Source organism: Microbacterium sp. 22296, from assembly GCF_052045385.1.
GTDB lineage: Bacteria > Actinomycetota > Actinomycetes > Actinomycetales > Microbacteriaceae > Microbacterium.
In genome coordinates, this window is record NZ_JBQEOS010000006.1 from 124876 (window position 1) to 139059 (window position 14184).

Annotated in this window: 9 protein-coding genes; 5 read left to right on the forward strand and 4 right to left on the reverse strand. The window is 72.3% G+C overall.

Annotated elements, in window-relative coordinates:
• The first annotated feature begins 117 nt into the window (after positions 1–117).
• From ACTJJP_RS12765 to ACTJJP_RS12775, 3 genes are read left to right on the forward strand one after another with little or no spacing between them, the layout of a single operon-like run.
• A complete protein-coding gene (locus tag ACTJJP_RS12765) occupies positions 118–1593 on the forward strand; it encodes a DUF3375 domain-containing protein (RefSeq protein WP_440775371.1) in 1476 nt (491 codons plus the stop codon).
• Entirely contained in the window at positions 1586–2437 is an 852-nt protein-coding gene (locus tag ACTJJP_RS12770) for a DUF4194 domain-containing protein (protein WP_440775372.1), read from the forward strand. Before ACTJJP_RS12765 ends, ACTJJP_RS12770 begins: the two co-directional genes overlap by 8 nt.
• Positions 2434–5781 (forward strand): ATP-binding protein, encoded by a 3348-nt coding sequence (locus tag ACTJJP_RS12775; RefSeq protein ID WP_440775373.1) that lies wholly within the window; start codon positions 2434–2436, stop codon positions 5779–5781. The genes ACTJJP_RS12770 and ACTJJP_RS12775 overlap by 4 nt, the downstream gene beginning before the upstream one ends.
• 113 nt (positions 5782–5894) lie before the next feature.
• On the opposite strand, the gene ACTJJP_RS12780 is transcribed toward ACTJJP_RS12775, so the two are convergent.
• Positions 5895–7688, reverse strand: coding sequence for a DUF222 domain-containing protein (locus ACTJJP_RS12780; protein WP_440775374.1), 1794 nt, complete (start codon positions 7686–7688; stop codon positions 5895–5897).
• 444 nt (positions 7689–8132) lie between these two features.
• A complete protein-coding gene (locus ACTJJP_RS12785) occupies positions 8133–8507 on the reverse strand; it encodes a hypothetical protein (RefSeq protein WP_440775375.1) in 375 nt (124 codons plus the stop codon).
• Positions 8508–8526: 19 nt separating this feature from the next.
• On the opposite strand from ACTJJP_RS12785, the gene yczR reads away from it, so the two are divergent.
• Together yczR and ACTJJP_RS12795 are read left to right on the forward strand one after the other, a co-directional pair.
• The gene (gene yczR, locus ACTJJP_RS12790) at positions 8527–9975 is read left to right on the forward strand and encodes a MocR-like transcription factor YczR (protein WP_440775376.1); all 1449 of its coding nucleotides are present in this window, start codon (positions 8527–8529) and stop codon (positions 9973–9975) included.
• 205 nt (positions 9976–10180) lie between these two features.
• Complete coding sequence (locus ACTJJP_RS12795) at positions 10181–12061, forward strand: Na+/H+ antiporter (protein ID WP_440775377.1); 1881 nt, start codon at positions 10181–10183, stop codon at positions 12059–12061.
• 115 nt (positions 12062–12176) lie between these two features.
• Here the strand turns inward: ACTJJP_RS12795 and ACTJJP_RS12800 are convergent, their stop codons facing one another.
• Together ACTJJP_RS12800 and ACTJJP_RS12805 are read right to left on the reverse strand one after the other, a co-directional pair.
• Entirely contained in the window at positions 12177–12863 is a 687-nt protein-coding gene (locus ACTJJP_RS12800; RefSeq protein ID WP_440775378.1) for a response regulator transcription factor, read from the reverse strand.
• Positions 12860–14065, reverse strand: coding sequence for a sensor histidine kinase (locus ACTJJP_RS12805; protein WP_440775379.1), 1206 nt, complete (start codon positions 14063–14065; stop codon positions 12860–12862). The genes ACTJJP_RS12800 and ACTJJP_RS12805 overlap by 4 nt, the downstream gene beginning before the upstream one ends.
• Positions 14066–14184 lie beyond the last annotated feature (119 nt).

Consider the following 14184-nt stretch of genomic DNA (forward strand, 5'->3'; position numbering starts at 1 on the left):
CAGGTGGCGCTCTCCTCGTGCGGCACAGCATGAGGTGGACCGGTCGGCGTGACCACCCCCGGCGGGGCTCCTCCCACCCGCTCGGGCCTCTCCCCGCGCGCCGGTAGACTTCCCTCAGTGACCCGCACCCGAGCCGAAGCCGCGTATCTGCGCTCGGTCACGGCGTTCAAGAACCCCACGCTCGATCTGCTGCACGGACGGTTCGCCCCGTTCGTCGTGGCCGTGCTGTCGGTGCTGTTCTCGCCCGACCGTCCCGCCGTCGCGGTCGCCGACGCGCACGTCGAGGTGGCCGAGGCGATCGACGAGCTGCGCGCCGCCGGCCTCGACGGCGACGACGACCGCCGCATCCCCGCCGGCTCCGCCCGCGAGATCTGCCGCGGATGGGTGCGCGTGGGGTGGCTGGGTCTGCAGATCGAAGACGACGTCGAGGTGTACCGCCTGTCGGCGCACGCCGTGGGGGCCCTCGAGATCGCCGGTCGCGCCGGCGGCGGTCGGGCGCGCGTCTCGCGCTCGCGCGTGCGCACGCTTCTCGATGCGGTCGAAAGGCTCGCCCGCGACGCCGAGAGCGACCCCGTCCGCCGCCGCGAGGTGCTGCTCGCCGAGCGCGAAGCCCTCGACGCCGAACTCGCCGCACTGGAGGAGGGCGTCGTCGAGCCGCTCGACGACGAGCACCTGCTCGAGGAGGCCGAGAACGTCATCCATCTCGCCCGCGAGCTGCCGGCGGACTTCTCGCGCGTGGCCGAATCGATCGCCGCGATGCAGCGCGATGTCGTCGCCGAGCTCCGCCGCGACGTGCGCCCCACCGGCGAGGTGCTGCGCGAGTACCTCGAACGCGGGCGCCAGGTGATGCAGGCCACCCCCGAGGGTCGGGCCTTCCAGGGCGCGTTGCGACTGATCGGCGACCCCGAGAACATCGACGACCTGACCGACCAGCTGCACGCCGTGCTCACCCAGCCGTTCTCGAGGCTCATGACCGCCGAGCAGCGAGGCGAACTGGATGCCATCGCCCGCCGCGTCGAGGCCGGGGTGCAAGAGGTGCTCACCGCGCAGCGACGCGCATCGCACGTGATCACCGCGCAGGTGCGCACGCACGACCCCATCCGCGACCGCCAGGTCGACGACCTGCTGCGCGGGGTCATGGCGGGGCTCCACCGCTGGAGCCAGACCCGCGCCCCCGGCCGCGTAGAACCCGTGCGCACGCTGCCGCTGGCCGACATCGGGCATCTCCGGCGCTCGCTCAGCGACGTGCGTCCGAGCGGTGCGCCCGAGCCCCTGGCATCCGAGGATCCCGATGTGGAGTTCGCCGGCGTCGACACGCGCGCCTGGGGCGGACCGCATTACGCCGAACTCGAGGCGTACGTCGACACCCTCGGCCCGGGCTTCGACCTGGCGACCGCCTTCGCCGGGGCCGACGCGGCCACCCGGCGTCCGGTCGACCTCGTCGGTCTGCTCGAGATCGTGTACCGGGGCGGTCTGATCGAGACCGACGAGGTGTCGATCGTGGAGGCCGTACGACCCGACGGAACGACCCGGCGCTTCGCCTTCGGCGCGGTCACCGCCGGGAACACCAACGAAAGGGATGCCGATGACTGACGTCGACACGCTCGCACCCGTCGCCGCGACCCCGGCCGCGGGCGACGGCGCCCCCCCGCACGCTCGTCTGGACGACGCCGAGACCCCCGCGTTCATCGCCCCCATCGCGATGGAGAACGACCCCGACGCGCTGTTCGCCGGCGACCGCGGCATCCTGGACGCCGAGGTGCGGCGCGTGCTCGTGCGGATCCTCCAGCGCCGGTTCCTGCTGGCGGAGTCCTCACCCGCCGAGTGGAAGCTCCTGCTCGAGCATCAGCAGATGATCGAGTCGCGACTGAACGACCTGTTCGTGCGGCTCGTCGTCGACCACTCCCGGGGCGTGGCGTACAAGGAGCAGGTGCGCAGCGACGAGCTCGACGTGCCCATCCTCCTCAAAGACGAGGCGTACTCCCGCGCCGAGACCCTGGTGCTGGTGTACCTGCGCACGGTGTTCCAACGCGAGACGACCGCGGGAGCCGCGTCGGCGCGTGTCGACGTCGAAGAGGTCGAGCAGACCGTGCTGACGTATTTCGCCGAGACCGACGGCACGCGAGCCAGTCAGCAGCGGGCCGTGCGCACCGCGATCGCGCGACTGGACCGCGAGGGCATCGTCGAGGAGGAGTCCGAGGGCCGCTACCGCATCGGCCCCCTCATCGAGGTCGTGCTGAGCGCCGAGACGCTCCGCGACCTGCAGAAGTGGTTGGACGAGCAGACGGTGGATGCCGCGACGCCGGCTCCGCGCGAGCCCGAGGCCGTGGCATCCGGGGCATCCGCGGGTCCGATGACGGATGCCGAGCACTCCCCCGGCGGCGAGGCCGTGGCATCCCTCTCCTCCGACACCCTCGAGAAAGACCACCTCTCATGACCATGCTCGACACGCTCTTCGGGCTCATCCCTGCGGCGTCCCGCGGGCAGCAGTGGGTGGCTGAGGACCTGCAGCTGGTCAACTGGGGCGGCTACGACGGCACGCACCGGGTGCGCTTCGCGCCCACCGCGACGCTGCTGTGCGGAGGATCGGGATCGGGCAAGTCCACGCTCATGGACGCCTACGTGGCGCTGATGATGCCCCACACGACCCCCTTCAACGGCGCCTCCAACGGCGCGGTGGTGGGGCGCCCGCGGGGGCAGGAGCAGCGCAACATCCTGTCGTACGGTCGCGGCAAGCTCGACGAGTCGCGCACCGACGAGGGCACGAAGGTGCGGGTGCTGCGCGGCGACGGCGTCGACACGTGGACCGCCATCGCCATGACGTGGGCGGACCACGACGGCGCCCGGTTCACGGCGGTGCGGGCGTGGTACATCCCGGCCGCGGCGCGCACCCTCGACGACGCCGTCAAGGTGCGGGCGAGCGTGCACGGCGAATTCGACCTGCGCGCGCTGGAGCCGGCCGCGCGCACCCACCTGTCGGATGCCGCGGTGCGGGCGACGGGCCTGGACACCCTCGCGACCGACCGCGAGTTCTCGGCGCGGCTGCACGCGGTGCTGGGCATCGGCGCGGCGGGGGCGGGGGCGAAGGCGATGAGCCTTCTCGCGCGCATCCAGGCCGGTCAGCAGATCACGACGGTCGACGACCTCTACAAGCGGATGGTGCTCGAAGAACCCGAGACCCTCGCGGTCGCCGACGCCGTGGTGTCGCACTTCGACGGGCTCGAGTCCACGCGCACCCGCATGCTCGAGGCGCGGCAGCAGGTGCGGGCCCTGCAGCCCATCCGCGCGATGAGGTCGCGCATCGACGAGGCCGCCGAGCGGCTGCGCCTCATCGATGCGCTCGGGCGCTTCGGCGACCCCGCGTCGCGGGCATCGCTGTGGCGCGCGCAACGGCGCGTGGACCTGCTCGGCGCGGTCGAGGCGGAGCTGCGTGATCGCACGCACGCCACCGACGCGCTCGTGCGCGAACGGCAGGGGCTGGCCGATGCGGCCGAGGCCGAGCGCGAGGGACTCGCCGACGTGCTGCGCGCGGCCGGCGGCGACCGGCTCGACGCCGCACAGCGCGAGCTGCGGGGACTCGAGCGGCGCCTGGCGGGCATGCAGCGCGACCGCGAGCGGTTCGAGGCGGCGCTGGCGGTGCTGGCGGTCGAGGTGTCGACGGCCGAGGGATTCACCGCCCTCGCCGACGAGGCACGGCGCACCCTCGCCGACGCGGATGCCAAGACCGCCGTCCGCGACGCGTTCGTCGCCGCCAGCAGCACCCACACCGACCTGCGCCAGAAGCTCGACGCGCTCGAAACCGAGCACCGCCGCACGCAGACGCGCGACGACAACATCCCCCCGCGTCTGCACGAGGCGCGCGAGGCGCTGGCTGCCGCCGCCGGACTCTCCGCCGCCGAGCTGCCGTTCGTCGCCGAGCTCGTCGACGTCCGCACCGAGTACGAACCGTGGCGCGGGGCGTTCACGCTCGCCCTCGGCGGCTTCGCGACGACGCTGCTGGTGGACGCCGCGCACCTGGCATCCTTCCGCTCCGCGATCGACGGCGTGCGTCTGTCGGAACGTCTGCGGTTCGAGGGGGTGTCGACGGGACTGCTCGAGCGCACCGGCCTCGACCCCGCGACGCTGCCCGGACGCCTGGAGTACCGCCGCTCCCCCTTCACCGGCTGGCTGCAGGACCGGCTCGAGCAGCAGTTCGCGTTCGTGTGCGTGGACGACGCCTCGGAGCTGTCGGTGCACCGTCTGGCGCTCACGATCTCCGGGCAGAGCTCCCAGGGGTCGCGCGGGGCGCACGGCGGGTCCATCCGCCACAGCGTGCTCGGGTTCTCGTCGCGGGTGCGCCTCACCGAGCTCGGCGAGCAGATCGTCACGGCGCGTCGCGACCTCACCGCCGCGAAGGTCGCCGTCGATGAGGCCGCGGCCGCCCTGGACGCGTTCGACGAACGGCGCAGCGCTCTCGAGAAGATCGCCGACCTCACGTGGGACCAGGTCGACACGGCATCCGTCCACCGCGACCTCGAACGCTGGACCGAGACGATCGCCGAGATCACCGCGGGAAACCCGCGGATCGCGGAGTTGCAGGAGCAGATCGCGGGGACCCGCGCCCGCGCCGCGCGGCTGCGCGAGGAGATCGGCGGGGCCAAGACCGAGCAGCAGGCGCTCGCCGCGCGATGGGCCGAGATCACCGACGACGTGGATGCCGCCCAGATCCTGCTCGAGCGTGCGGAGGATGCGGGAATCGCCCTCTCGGCCGACGAGCTCGCCTATCTCGACGCCCTGTTCGTCGCGCCGGGCGCATCCGATGCCACGCCGTCTCAGCTGCTGGCGCGGTTCGATGCGGCCCTCGAATCCGCGTCGAAGCGTCTGCTCGAGGAACAACGGGCAGCGCAGGAGACCTGGGCCGACCAGCGCGACAGCCTGCGGAGGACGTTGACCGCCTTCATCGACCGCTGGCCGAGTCCGAACCTGCTCGCGGACCCCGACGAGTCGCTCGGCGACTTCGAGCGCATCCTCGCCGACCTCGAAGCCAGCGGCCTGCACGAACTCGAGGCCGAGTGGCGGGACTCGCTGCTGCGCCTGTCGGGAAACGACCTGACGAACCTCGACTCGGCGCTGACGCGGGCGATGCGCGAGATCCGCGAGCGCATCGCGCCGATCAACGACATCATGCAGGACCTGCCGTTCTACGACGACGCGCACCGTCTGCAGATCGTGCCGCGCGAGAGTCAATCGGAGGTGCGCCGCCGGTTCCGTCGGGAGCTGCGCGACGTGCGCGCCGCGATCGACGCGGCCGGGTCGGACGAGGAGCGCGAGGCTGTCTACGGACGGATGGCCCGGCTCATCGGCCGGATCCGACCGACCGCTCCGGACTTCGCCGACCTCGTCGACGTGCGCAACCACGTGCGGGTCAGCGCCGAACGCTTCCGCGCCGAGACCGGCGAGCACGTCGCCCTGTACGACCACATCGGTGAGAAATCGGGTGGGGAATCGCAGGAGCTCATCGCGTTCATCGTCGGCGCAGCGCTGCGGTACCAGCTCGGGGATGCCGGCGCAGCGCGCCCGCGATACGCGCCGGTGTTCCTCGACGAGGCGCTCATCAAAGCCGACGCGCACTTCACCAAGCGCGCCATCGGTGCGTGGCGCGGGCTCGGTTTCCAGCTCGTCATCGGCGCACCGAACGACAAGTACAGCGCGATCGAACCGCACGTGGACGTCGAGTACGACATCCTCAAGGACACGCGCGGGCGGTCGTGGGCGAAGGCGAAGGTGGGGGTCGCGGGCTGAGGGGTCGCGGGCGGAACGACCCCGGGGTACCTGGGGATCCGGACCGCGGCAGCCGTCACGGGAACCCGCGCGCGGCAGGGTGCACCTGGGGATTCGCACCGCAGCAGACGCCGCTAGAACGGCGGGGGGTCCTCCGCGATTTGCGCGCCCAGCGGAGACGTCCAGCGCAGGTCGCCGGTGTCGGGGATGCGGGATGGATGCCAACGGGATTCGTGGCGGAGGCGGTGATGATGTCGACACTCCGGCGCGAGGTTGTCGTCATCAGTGCTGCCGCCGTCGACCCACGCCGTGAGGTGGTCGAGATCGCAGTCCCGCGCGGAGCGTCCACACCCGGGGAACACGCACGTGGGTGACGTGACCCCGAGCCAACGGCGCAGGGCGGTGGGCACCCGGTAGGTCGTGCGGTCGAGCGCGAGCGGAACGCCGGTCAGCGGGTGCGTGAGGACACGGACCCACGAGGTCGCTTCGCCCGCGAGCCGGCGAGCGGTGTCGAGGTCGATCGGACCGTAGCCGTCGAGGATGGCGGGCTCCGTGCCCGCGCCCAGCAGGGTGAGCGCGGGGACGGTCACGACGACCGCCGCGGGACGTGTCGACGCCGGAGTCGCCGCGGTCGGTGAGATGGGTCCCGCCGGGGCGGTGGGCGTCGAACCACGGACTGCCGGGACAGCGGGCGTCGAACGACGAGCCCCCGAACCGCCGCTCCCTGAACCAGTGCCCACCGAACCGCCGCTCCCCGAAGAAGGCAACACCGATCCACCGATGTCGGCAACCCCGTCAGCCGGAGAATGCGTCTGCGATGCCGGCGTCGTCAGCGGCGTGGGCGGCGTCGTCAAGAAGTCGGTGAAAACATTGGCTCGTAGCTGCGCGAGCGTCCGGTCCTCGTCGGCGGCGACCCTCAGGTGACGGGCGGCCCGATCGACCCGAGCCATCGCGGCGGTGGCGCGATCAGCGGGCAGAAGGGCCGAGAGCATCGCCATACCGTCGAGTTCGGCGGTGAGCCACACGCCGCGGTCACGCGTCGCGCGTCGATGCCGGATCTCGAGAGACTCGCTGTGCACCCGCTCTCGCAGGGAGCGAGCGGCGACGACGAAGCGGGCGGGCGGAAGGCGGAGCGCGCGATCCAGCGCGCCTTGGTCGAAGGCCCGCCACGACTCATGCCCGTCGGACGAAGGACCGGACGGAGTCGTTGCACAGGAGGGATCCGGGGTCGGCGCTCCATCGTCCGCAGGGCAGTCATCGTCGGCCGAGTCGACCTCGCCGGAGCCGTGTCCGAATTCATCCGGCGACGCCGTCGCCGCGGCGGTTGGTACGGCCTCCGCGGCGGGAAGCGAGGTCGCCAAACGCGCCGACTCGATCGCGTGACGCTCGGAGATGGACCCCTCCACGAACGCCGCCCAGACGTCGGGGCAGCGCGTCTGCAGCGTGTCGGAGTGAGCGGCTCGCGCTCGCACCGTCTGCTCCGACACGCAGAGTCTCGTCGCCATCTCGGCGACAGCGGCTCGCTCCGCCATGTCACGTCGGTCGCGTCGCACGGCTGCGACCGTACGCCCGCGTGTGTCGTTCCACGCCAGGTCGAGAGTGGGATCGGGACCGACCCACGGCGCGGGGTCTGCCGCCGCGCGAGCGAGCACGAGCCGGATGAGCCGGTACTCCGCGGCCGTCGCACGGTGCCGTTCGCGCGCCGTCCGCTCCAATTCGTCGACGAGCTCCTCGGGGGCCGCGGAAGAACTCTCAAGATCGCGAACGTCGACCGTCTCGACGTCGAAGGCGCCGGGGTCGACGAGCCCGACCTCGAACGCCCAGGCGGTGTCGGCATCCATCCGCAGGTCGTCGTCGCTGGGCCACGGCACGCCCCACGCCGTGCACACCGGCTGCTGCCGGGTGCTGCGAGGTGCCGCGATGTCCATGATCCAACGTTAGCGAGGGGGTCCGACATCGGTCCCGGTCGCCGCTCCTCCCCCACGAGAAGAGCGGCATCCCCTCCGCGGCGGACCGCGCCGCTCCGTCCGCAGGAGACGGGCGCAGCTGTCTTCCCGGGCGACGGACGCGGCTGCGCCCATGCGCTCACCCACGCGGCCGGCGGAAGTGCGACCACGGCGTGGCTGTTCAGTCGTCGCTCGGGGCCGTTCTGGCAGCGCCTCGGGTTCGTCTCCGCCGATCGTGAGGAGCTCGCGACCGTCCTGGCCGATTCGCATCAGGTTCAGTCGTTCCGCGCGACGGGACAGCTCTCCCGAGAAGCGGCGTGGTCGCGACCTCTCAGCGCGACCGTGTCGGACTTCGACGACCCGCGCTGACGGTCGCGCTCACGGGTAGGACCGAGGCGCCACGGAGAGTCGACACGGCATTGATCGTCATGCCTTCGCCAGGTCGGCGGAAACCACGTCGGCGGAAGCCAGGTCAGCGTAAGCCAGGTCAGCGTAAGCCAGGTCAGTGCGAGCCAGCGCCTCCGCCGACGACACCCCGACCACCTCGCCCACCCTCCGCTCCCCCCACGCGGGCTGCGCGGACACCTGCATCGCGACCTGACGCACGAGTCCCACCACGCGTCCCGTCACGGGCGCGGCGCCGGGGTCGAGCGCACGGCGAACGGCATCCAGGATCCCCACCAGCCGCTCGTCGTGGCATCCGATGTCCTCCGCACCGATCCACGCGAGCATCTCGGCGATGGTCCAATCGCGGGTCAGTGGACCGAAGAACAGGGATTCGGCGGAAGCGGGGTGTCTCATCGGACCAGAATCAGGGGCTATGACCCTTGTCGACAGAGCCACTTCCGCCCTGGTGGACCATCGCACGGCCACTGTGTCGGCCGAACGCCTCGCCGAGCGTCTGGGCAGATGGGCCAGCGCCGACACCACGCTCGCGGCCGGCCTCGCCGACGGCATCGCGCGCCTCGTCCGCGAGGGCGAACTGCGCGGCGGCGACCGACTCCCCTCGGAACGCACCCTCGCCGCCACGGTCGCCGTCTCGCGCGGAACGGTCGTCAGCGCCTACGCACGCCTCTATGACGACGGCATCCTGGATCGACGCCAGGGAAGCGGAACACGCATTGCCGGCGCCGCCCCGACCGCCGCACGCCACGCCGCAGGGCGCGGAGAAGCGCTGTACGCCACCCTGCCCTCCAGCATCGACCTGCTGCGCGCCGTGCCCGCGATCTCGCCCCTGGCCGTCGACATCGTGCAGCGTCATCGTCCCGTGCTGAACGCCACCACGGTCGAGGCCGACCCCGCCGGTCTCGCGGACCTCCGCGCCGCGATCGCCGCCGCGATGGCCGCCGACGGCACGCCCACGACCTCGGCGCAGATCCTCGTCACGCACGGCGGGCAGCAGGCGCTCAGCCTGCTCGTCGACGAGCTCGTCTCCCCCGGTGACACGGTGCTCACCGAAGAGGTGGCCTGGCCCGGACTCACGGATGCCGTGCGCCGGCGCGGCGGGCTCGTGCACGGCATCCGCCTCACCCCCTCCGGCATCGATGTCGAGGCCCTCGAGGCGGCGATCGTGGTGCGCCGGCCCGTGTTGATCGCCCTGAACCCGCACAATCACAACCCCACCGGCGTCCAGACCAGTTCTCCGGTGCGTCAGCGCATCGCCGAGCTGTCCGCCGAGCACGGGATCACCGTGGTGGAGGATCGCGTGCTCGCCCACGCGTCCTTCGACGGCGTCACCCCACCCTCTCTCGCGGCGCTCCGACCCGACGCCCCGATCGTCGTGGTCGAGTCGCTGTCGAAGTGGGCCTGGGAGGGCCTGCGGGTGGGCTGGTTGCGCGCGGATCCGGTGCTCGTGCGGCGCCTCCGGGGTCTTCGCCAGAGCAGCGACCTGTCGACGAGCGTGCCCGCGCAGCTGCTCGCGCTCGACCTGCTCGCCGAGGCGCCGGCGCTGCGGCGGGATCTCACCACGGTGCATCGCGAGGCCGCGGTCGCCGCGGGGAGGCTGCTCTCCGCGCACCTGGCCGACTGGGAATGGCGACCGCCGCGCGGCGGCCTGTGCCTCTGGGCGCGCCTCCCGACGGGCTCGGCCGGCGCATTCGCCCGGCACGCGGCGGGCTTCGGGGTATCGGTCGCCGGCTCCGCGCAGTTCGCCTCCGATATGGATGCCGACGACCACATCCGCATCCCCGTCACCCCGGCCCCGCACGTGCTCGAGGAGGGCATCCGCCGCCTGGATGCGGCCTGGCGCACGTATCGCGGCGGCGAATGAGGATGCCGATCGGCTCAGTCCGCTCAGCACGTTGCGGGCGTGCCCCTCTCTTCGACCGGGCTGCCATCGCGGGGGCGGAGGGGCGCTGACGGCCCTGCCGAGCGCGACCCGCGGGCTCGCCGCGCGACGCTGGAAACGATGACCCTCGGGAATGTCCACCCCCCTCTCTACGCTGAGGTCAGGGGCACGGCGAAAGGCGGCACGAATGCAGGGACTCGAGATCACGGTCCTGTTGGGCCTCGCCATGCTCGTGGGTACGGTGCTGGCACCGCGGCTCAGGGTGGCGACGCCGCTGGTGCTGCTCGTGATCGGCCTCGCACTCGGGTTCATCCCCCAGCTCCGGCAGATCGAGCTCCCGCCCGAGACTGTGCTGCTGCTGTTCCTGCCGGTGATGCTGTTCCGCGAGGCGTGGACGACGTCGCTGCGCTCGGTGCGCCGATCGCTTCGCTACATCATTCCGATGAGCACGCTGCTCGTCGTGGCATCCGCCTTCGCCGTCGCCGGCGTCGCCACCTGGATGGGGGTGCCGTGGGAAGCCGCCCTCGTGCTGGGCGCCGCCGTCGCCCCGCCCGATGCCACGGCGGTCGCCGCCCTCGGCCGCCTCCTGCCCCCCAAGACGTTCATGAAGCTCAAGGCCGAGAGCCTCACGAACGACGGCACGGCCCTGGTGCTCTACGCGATCGCGGTCGCTCTGCTCCTCGGCGACCAGATCACGCCGTTGCAGATCACGGGCATGGTGCTGCTGTCGTACCTCGGCGGGGCTGCCGCCGGCATCGCCGTGGCCGTCCTCGCGTTCTTCGCCCTGCGCCGCATGCAATCGACGCTCACCATCAATCTCACCCTGGTGCTCGTGCCGTTCGTGGCGTTCCTCATCGCCGAGATCATCGAGGCGTCGGGGGTGCTCGCCGTCGTGTTCGCCGGCCTCATCGTGGCCTGGGTCTCCCCGCGCATCACCACGGCCCTCTCCCGGCGGGCCGCGGATGCCACCTGGCCCTTCGGCGTCTACCTGCTCAACGGGGCGTTGTTCGTGCTGATCGGGCTCGAGGTGCAGCTCGTGCTGCACGAGATCTCGCCGTCGGAGATCGGCATCCTGCTGCTCATCACCGTCGCCGCCTGGGTGGCGCTGTTCGTCGTGCGCTATATGTTCCAGTGGCTGTTCTCGCCGTTCTCGCGGCCGCCGGCGGCATCGACGCGCTCGCTCCGGCACCGTTCGCGGGTGGTGAGCACGGTCTCGGGCTTCCGCGGTGCCGTCTCTCTCGCCATCGCCCTGTCGGTGCCGACCGTGACCGCGGCCGGCGATCCCGTGCCGGGGAGGGATGCCATCGTCTTCGTCACCGCGGGTGTCATCGTGCTGACCCTGCTCGTGCAGGGGCCGCTGCTGCCCGTGGTGATCCGTTGGGCGAAGCTGCCGAAAGACGACGCGGCCATCGAGGAGTACGAGCTGGCTGAACGCGCGATCTCGGGTGCGGCGCTGGCCGCCCTCGACGAGCTGGCCGTCGAGCACGGGGTCAGTGACCGGGTTCGCGATCGCGCCCGCCGCGAGGGCTACGAGCGACTCGAGCTCGCGAACGCGCGGGCCGTCGCCCGACAGCGCGCGGCGGAGGAACGCGACCTCGCCGAGCTCGACGCATCGCTCGACGACGATGCGCCGTCGGCCACCGGGCCCATCCCGCCGGGAGCCTCCGACGACGACGTCGACGATCGCGCACCCTCCGCGGCTGCGCTCCCGCGACCGATCTTCGGCGCGGGACGGGGGACCGACGAGGGCCGGATGATGGACGCGGGACGGGCGACCGACCCGGCGATCGGTGCAGACTCGGGTGTGGGAACGGGCGCGACGAGGCCGATGACGGGGCCCTTCGAGATGCTCGCCGTGAGCGACGACATCGACGTCACGCAGCGCTCCCCGCTCCTCCGACACAAGGAGGCGCAACGGCTGCGTCTGGCGATCCTCGACCGCAAGCGCGAGGTGCTGCTGCGCCTGCGCCGCGAGGGCACCATCGACGACCTCGTCGCCCGGAAGATCCTGGCCGGCCTCGACCTGGAGGAGATCCGCGCGCGGGGAGTGGAGAAGTCGGCCGAGTGAGAGCGTCTCACGGCGTGGACGGACCCGACCGGGGCTCTGCCTGTTCGCGTGCGGAGAAGGGACCCAGCACGCAGCACCGGGCGCGCAGGACCGAGCCCCGCGCGCAACCGCACCGTCAGCGCCCCTCGCCGGCTGAGAACTGCCCCGGCACGAGCAACCCGCTCTCGTAGGCGGCGATCACGAGCTGCGCCCGGTCGTGTGCGCCGAGCTTGAGCATGATGTTCTTCACGTGCGTCTTGGCCGTGTGGGGCGAGATGACCAGGGATGCCGCGATCTCATCGTTCGACCGACCTCGGCCGATGTGTCGCAGCACCTCGCGTTCTCGGTCGGTCAGCATCGTCAACGACGGCGCCTCGCCCGACGCGGGAGAGGTGCGCCGCACGTACTTCTCGATCACGCCGCGTGTCGCCGCGGGTGACAGCAGGGCGCCCCCCTCGTCGATCGTGAGCACGGCGCGCACGATCTCTTCGGGCTCAGCGCCCTTGCCGATGAACCCGCTCGCGCCCGCACGCAGCGCCGCGACAACGTACTCGTCCTCCTCGAACGTCGTGAGGATCAGCACGCGGGTGTCGGTGAGGGCGGGGTCGGCGCAGATGCGCCGGGTGGCTTCGATGCCGTCCATCCTCGGCATCCGGATGTCGCACACGACCACGTCGGGCCGCAGGCTCGCGGCGAGCGCGACCGCCTGCTCCCCGTCGGCGGCGTCGCCGACCACCTCGATGCCGGCGGCTTCCAGCAGGTCGCGCACCGCCGCGCGGATGAGCGTCTGATCATCGACGATGAGGACGCGGGTCGGGCTCACGGGGCACCTCCGGGCCGGGACGCCGATCGCGGGGCGTGCACCGGCAGACGCGCGGCGAGGCGGTAGCCGCCGGGGGCGGGACCCGCGTCGAGCAGACCACCCGCGGATTCGACCCGCTCGCGCAGTCCGATCAGTCCGAAACCCGAGGGCGAGGGCGGTGTCCCGGACTCCGCGCGATCGAGCGGATTCGTGACGACGATCTCGATGTCGTCCCCCTCGCGGCGCAGCAGCACGTGCACACGGCGGGCGGTGCCGTGCTTGAGGGCGTTGGTGAGCCCCTCCTGCACGACCCGGTACGCGACGATGTCGACGCCGAGGGGCAGCTGATCGGCGGGGTCGCGGTCGTCACGGACGACCACCTCCCACCCGGCGACGCGCACCGACTCGACGATGTCGGCGAGGCGCGCGAGTCCGGGTTGGTCGCGGCCGTCGACGTCGTCGGGGGTGCGCAGCACGGCGAGCATCGACCCGATCTCGGCGAGCACGTCGCGGGAGGCGGTGCGGATGGTGGAGAGGGCCTCGCGCGCCTTGTCGGGGCGCGTCTCGAGGGCGGAGCTCGCCACGCCGGCGTTCAGGCTGATGACCGAGATCTGGTGGGCGACGGCGTCGTGCAGGTCGCGGGCGATGCGCAGGCGCTCCTCGCTCACGCGACGCCGTGCCTCCGCGTCTCTCGTCTGCTCGGCCCGCCGGGCGCGCTCGAGCACGGCCGCGACGTAGGCGCGGCGGGAGCGGGCGGCATCTCCCAACGCACCGGCCAGGGCGACGGTCAGCCCGACCTGGAGAAACCGGGTGTCGAGACCCGTCGTCTGGGTCACCACGATGCTGGCGCCGACGAGTCCGGTGACCGCGGCGATGGCGACGGGCGCGGCCTCACGGCGCCCGATGCGGTCGGCCATCGAGTAGGCCGCGATCACGACGGCGAGGGCGGCACCGGGGGCGAGGGTGCCGAGGGCGAGGGCCGCGACATACAGGGCGATGCAGACCACGAGCGTCACGCGCGGCCACCGGCGGCGCAGCGGCAGCAGGAGCGCCGGCAGGACGACGAGCACGTGTACGAGCGGGCTCCCCGGACGCAGTTCCGGGAAAGGCACCGGAGCAAACGACGGCACGACGACGAGCACCGCGATCACCACGTCGACGAGCCAGGCGCGCCCCGGGGGTACCAGGCGCGGCGGGGTGTCCGTGGCCGGGTCGGGTCGCATCACCCCAGTCTGGACCGCCCGCGCGCGGTCGGGATCACCCGCGCAGGGCATCCGTGGAATACCCCCACGGGGGGAGGAGGCCACCCCGCGGGAGCGACGCGGGGCACCGACCTCGCGAG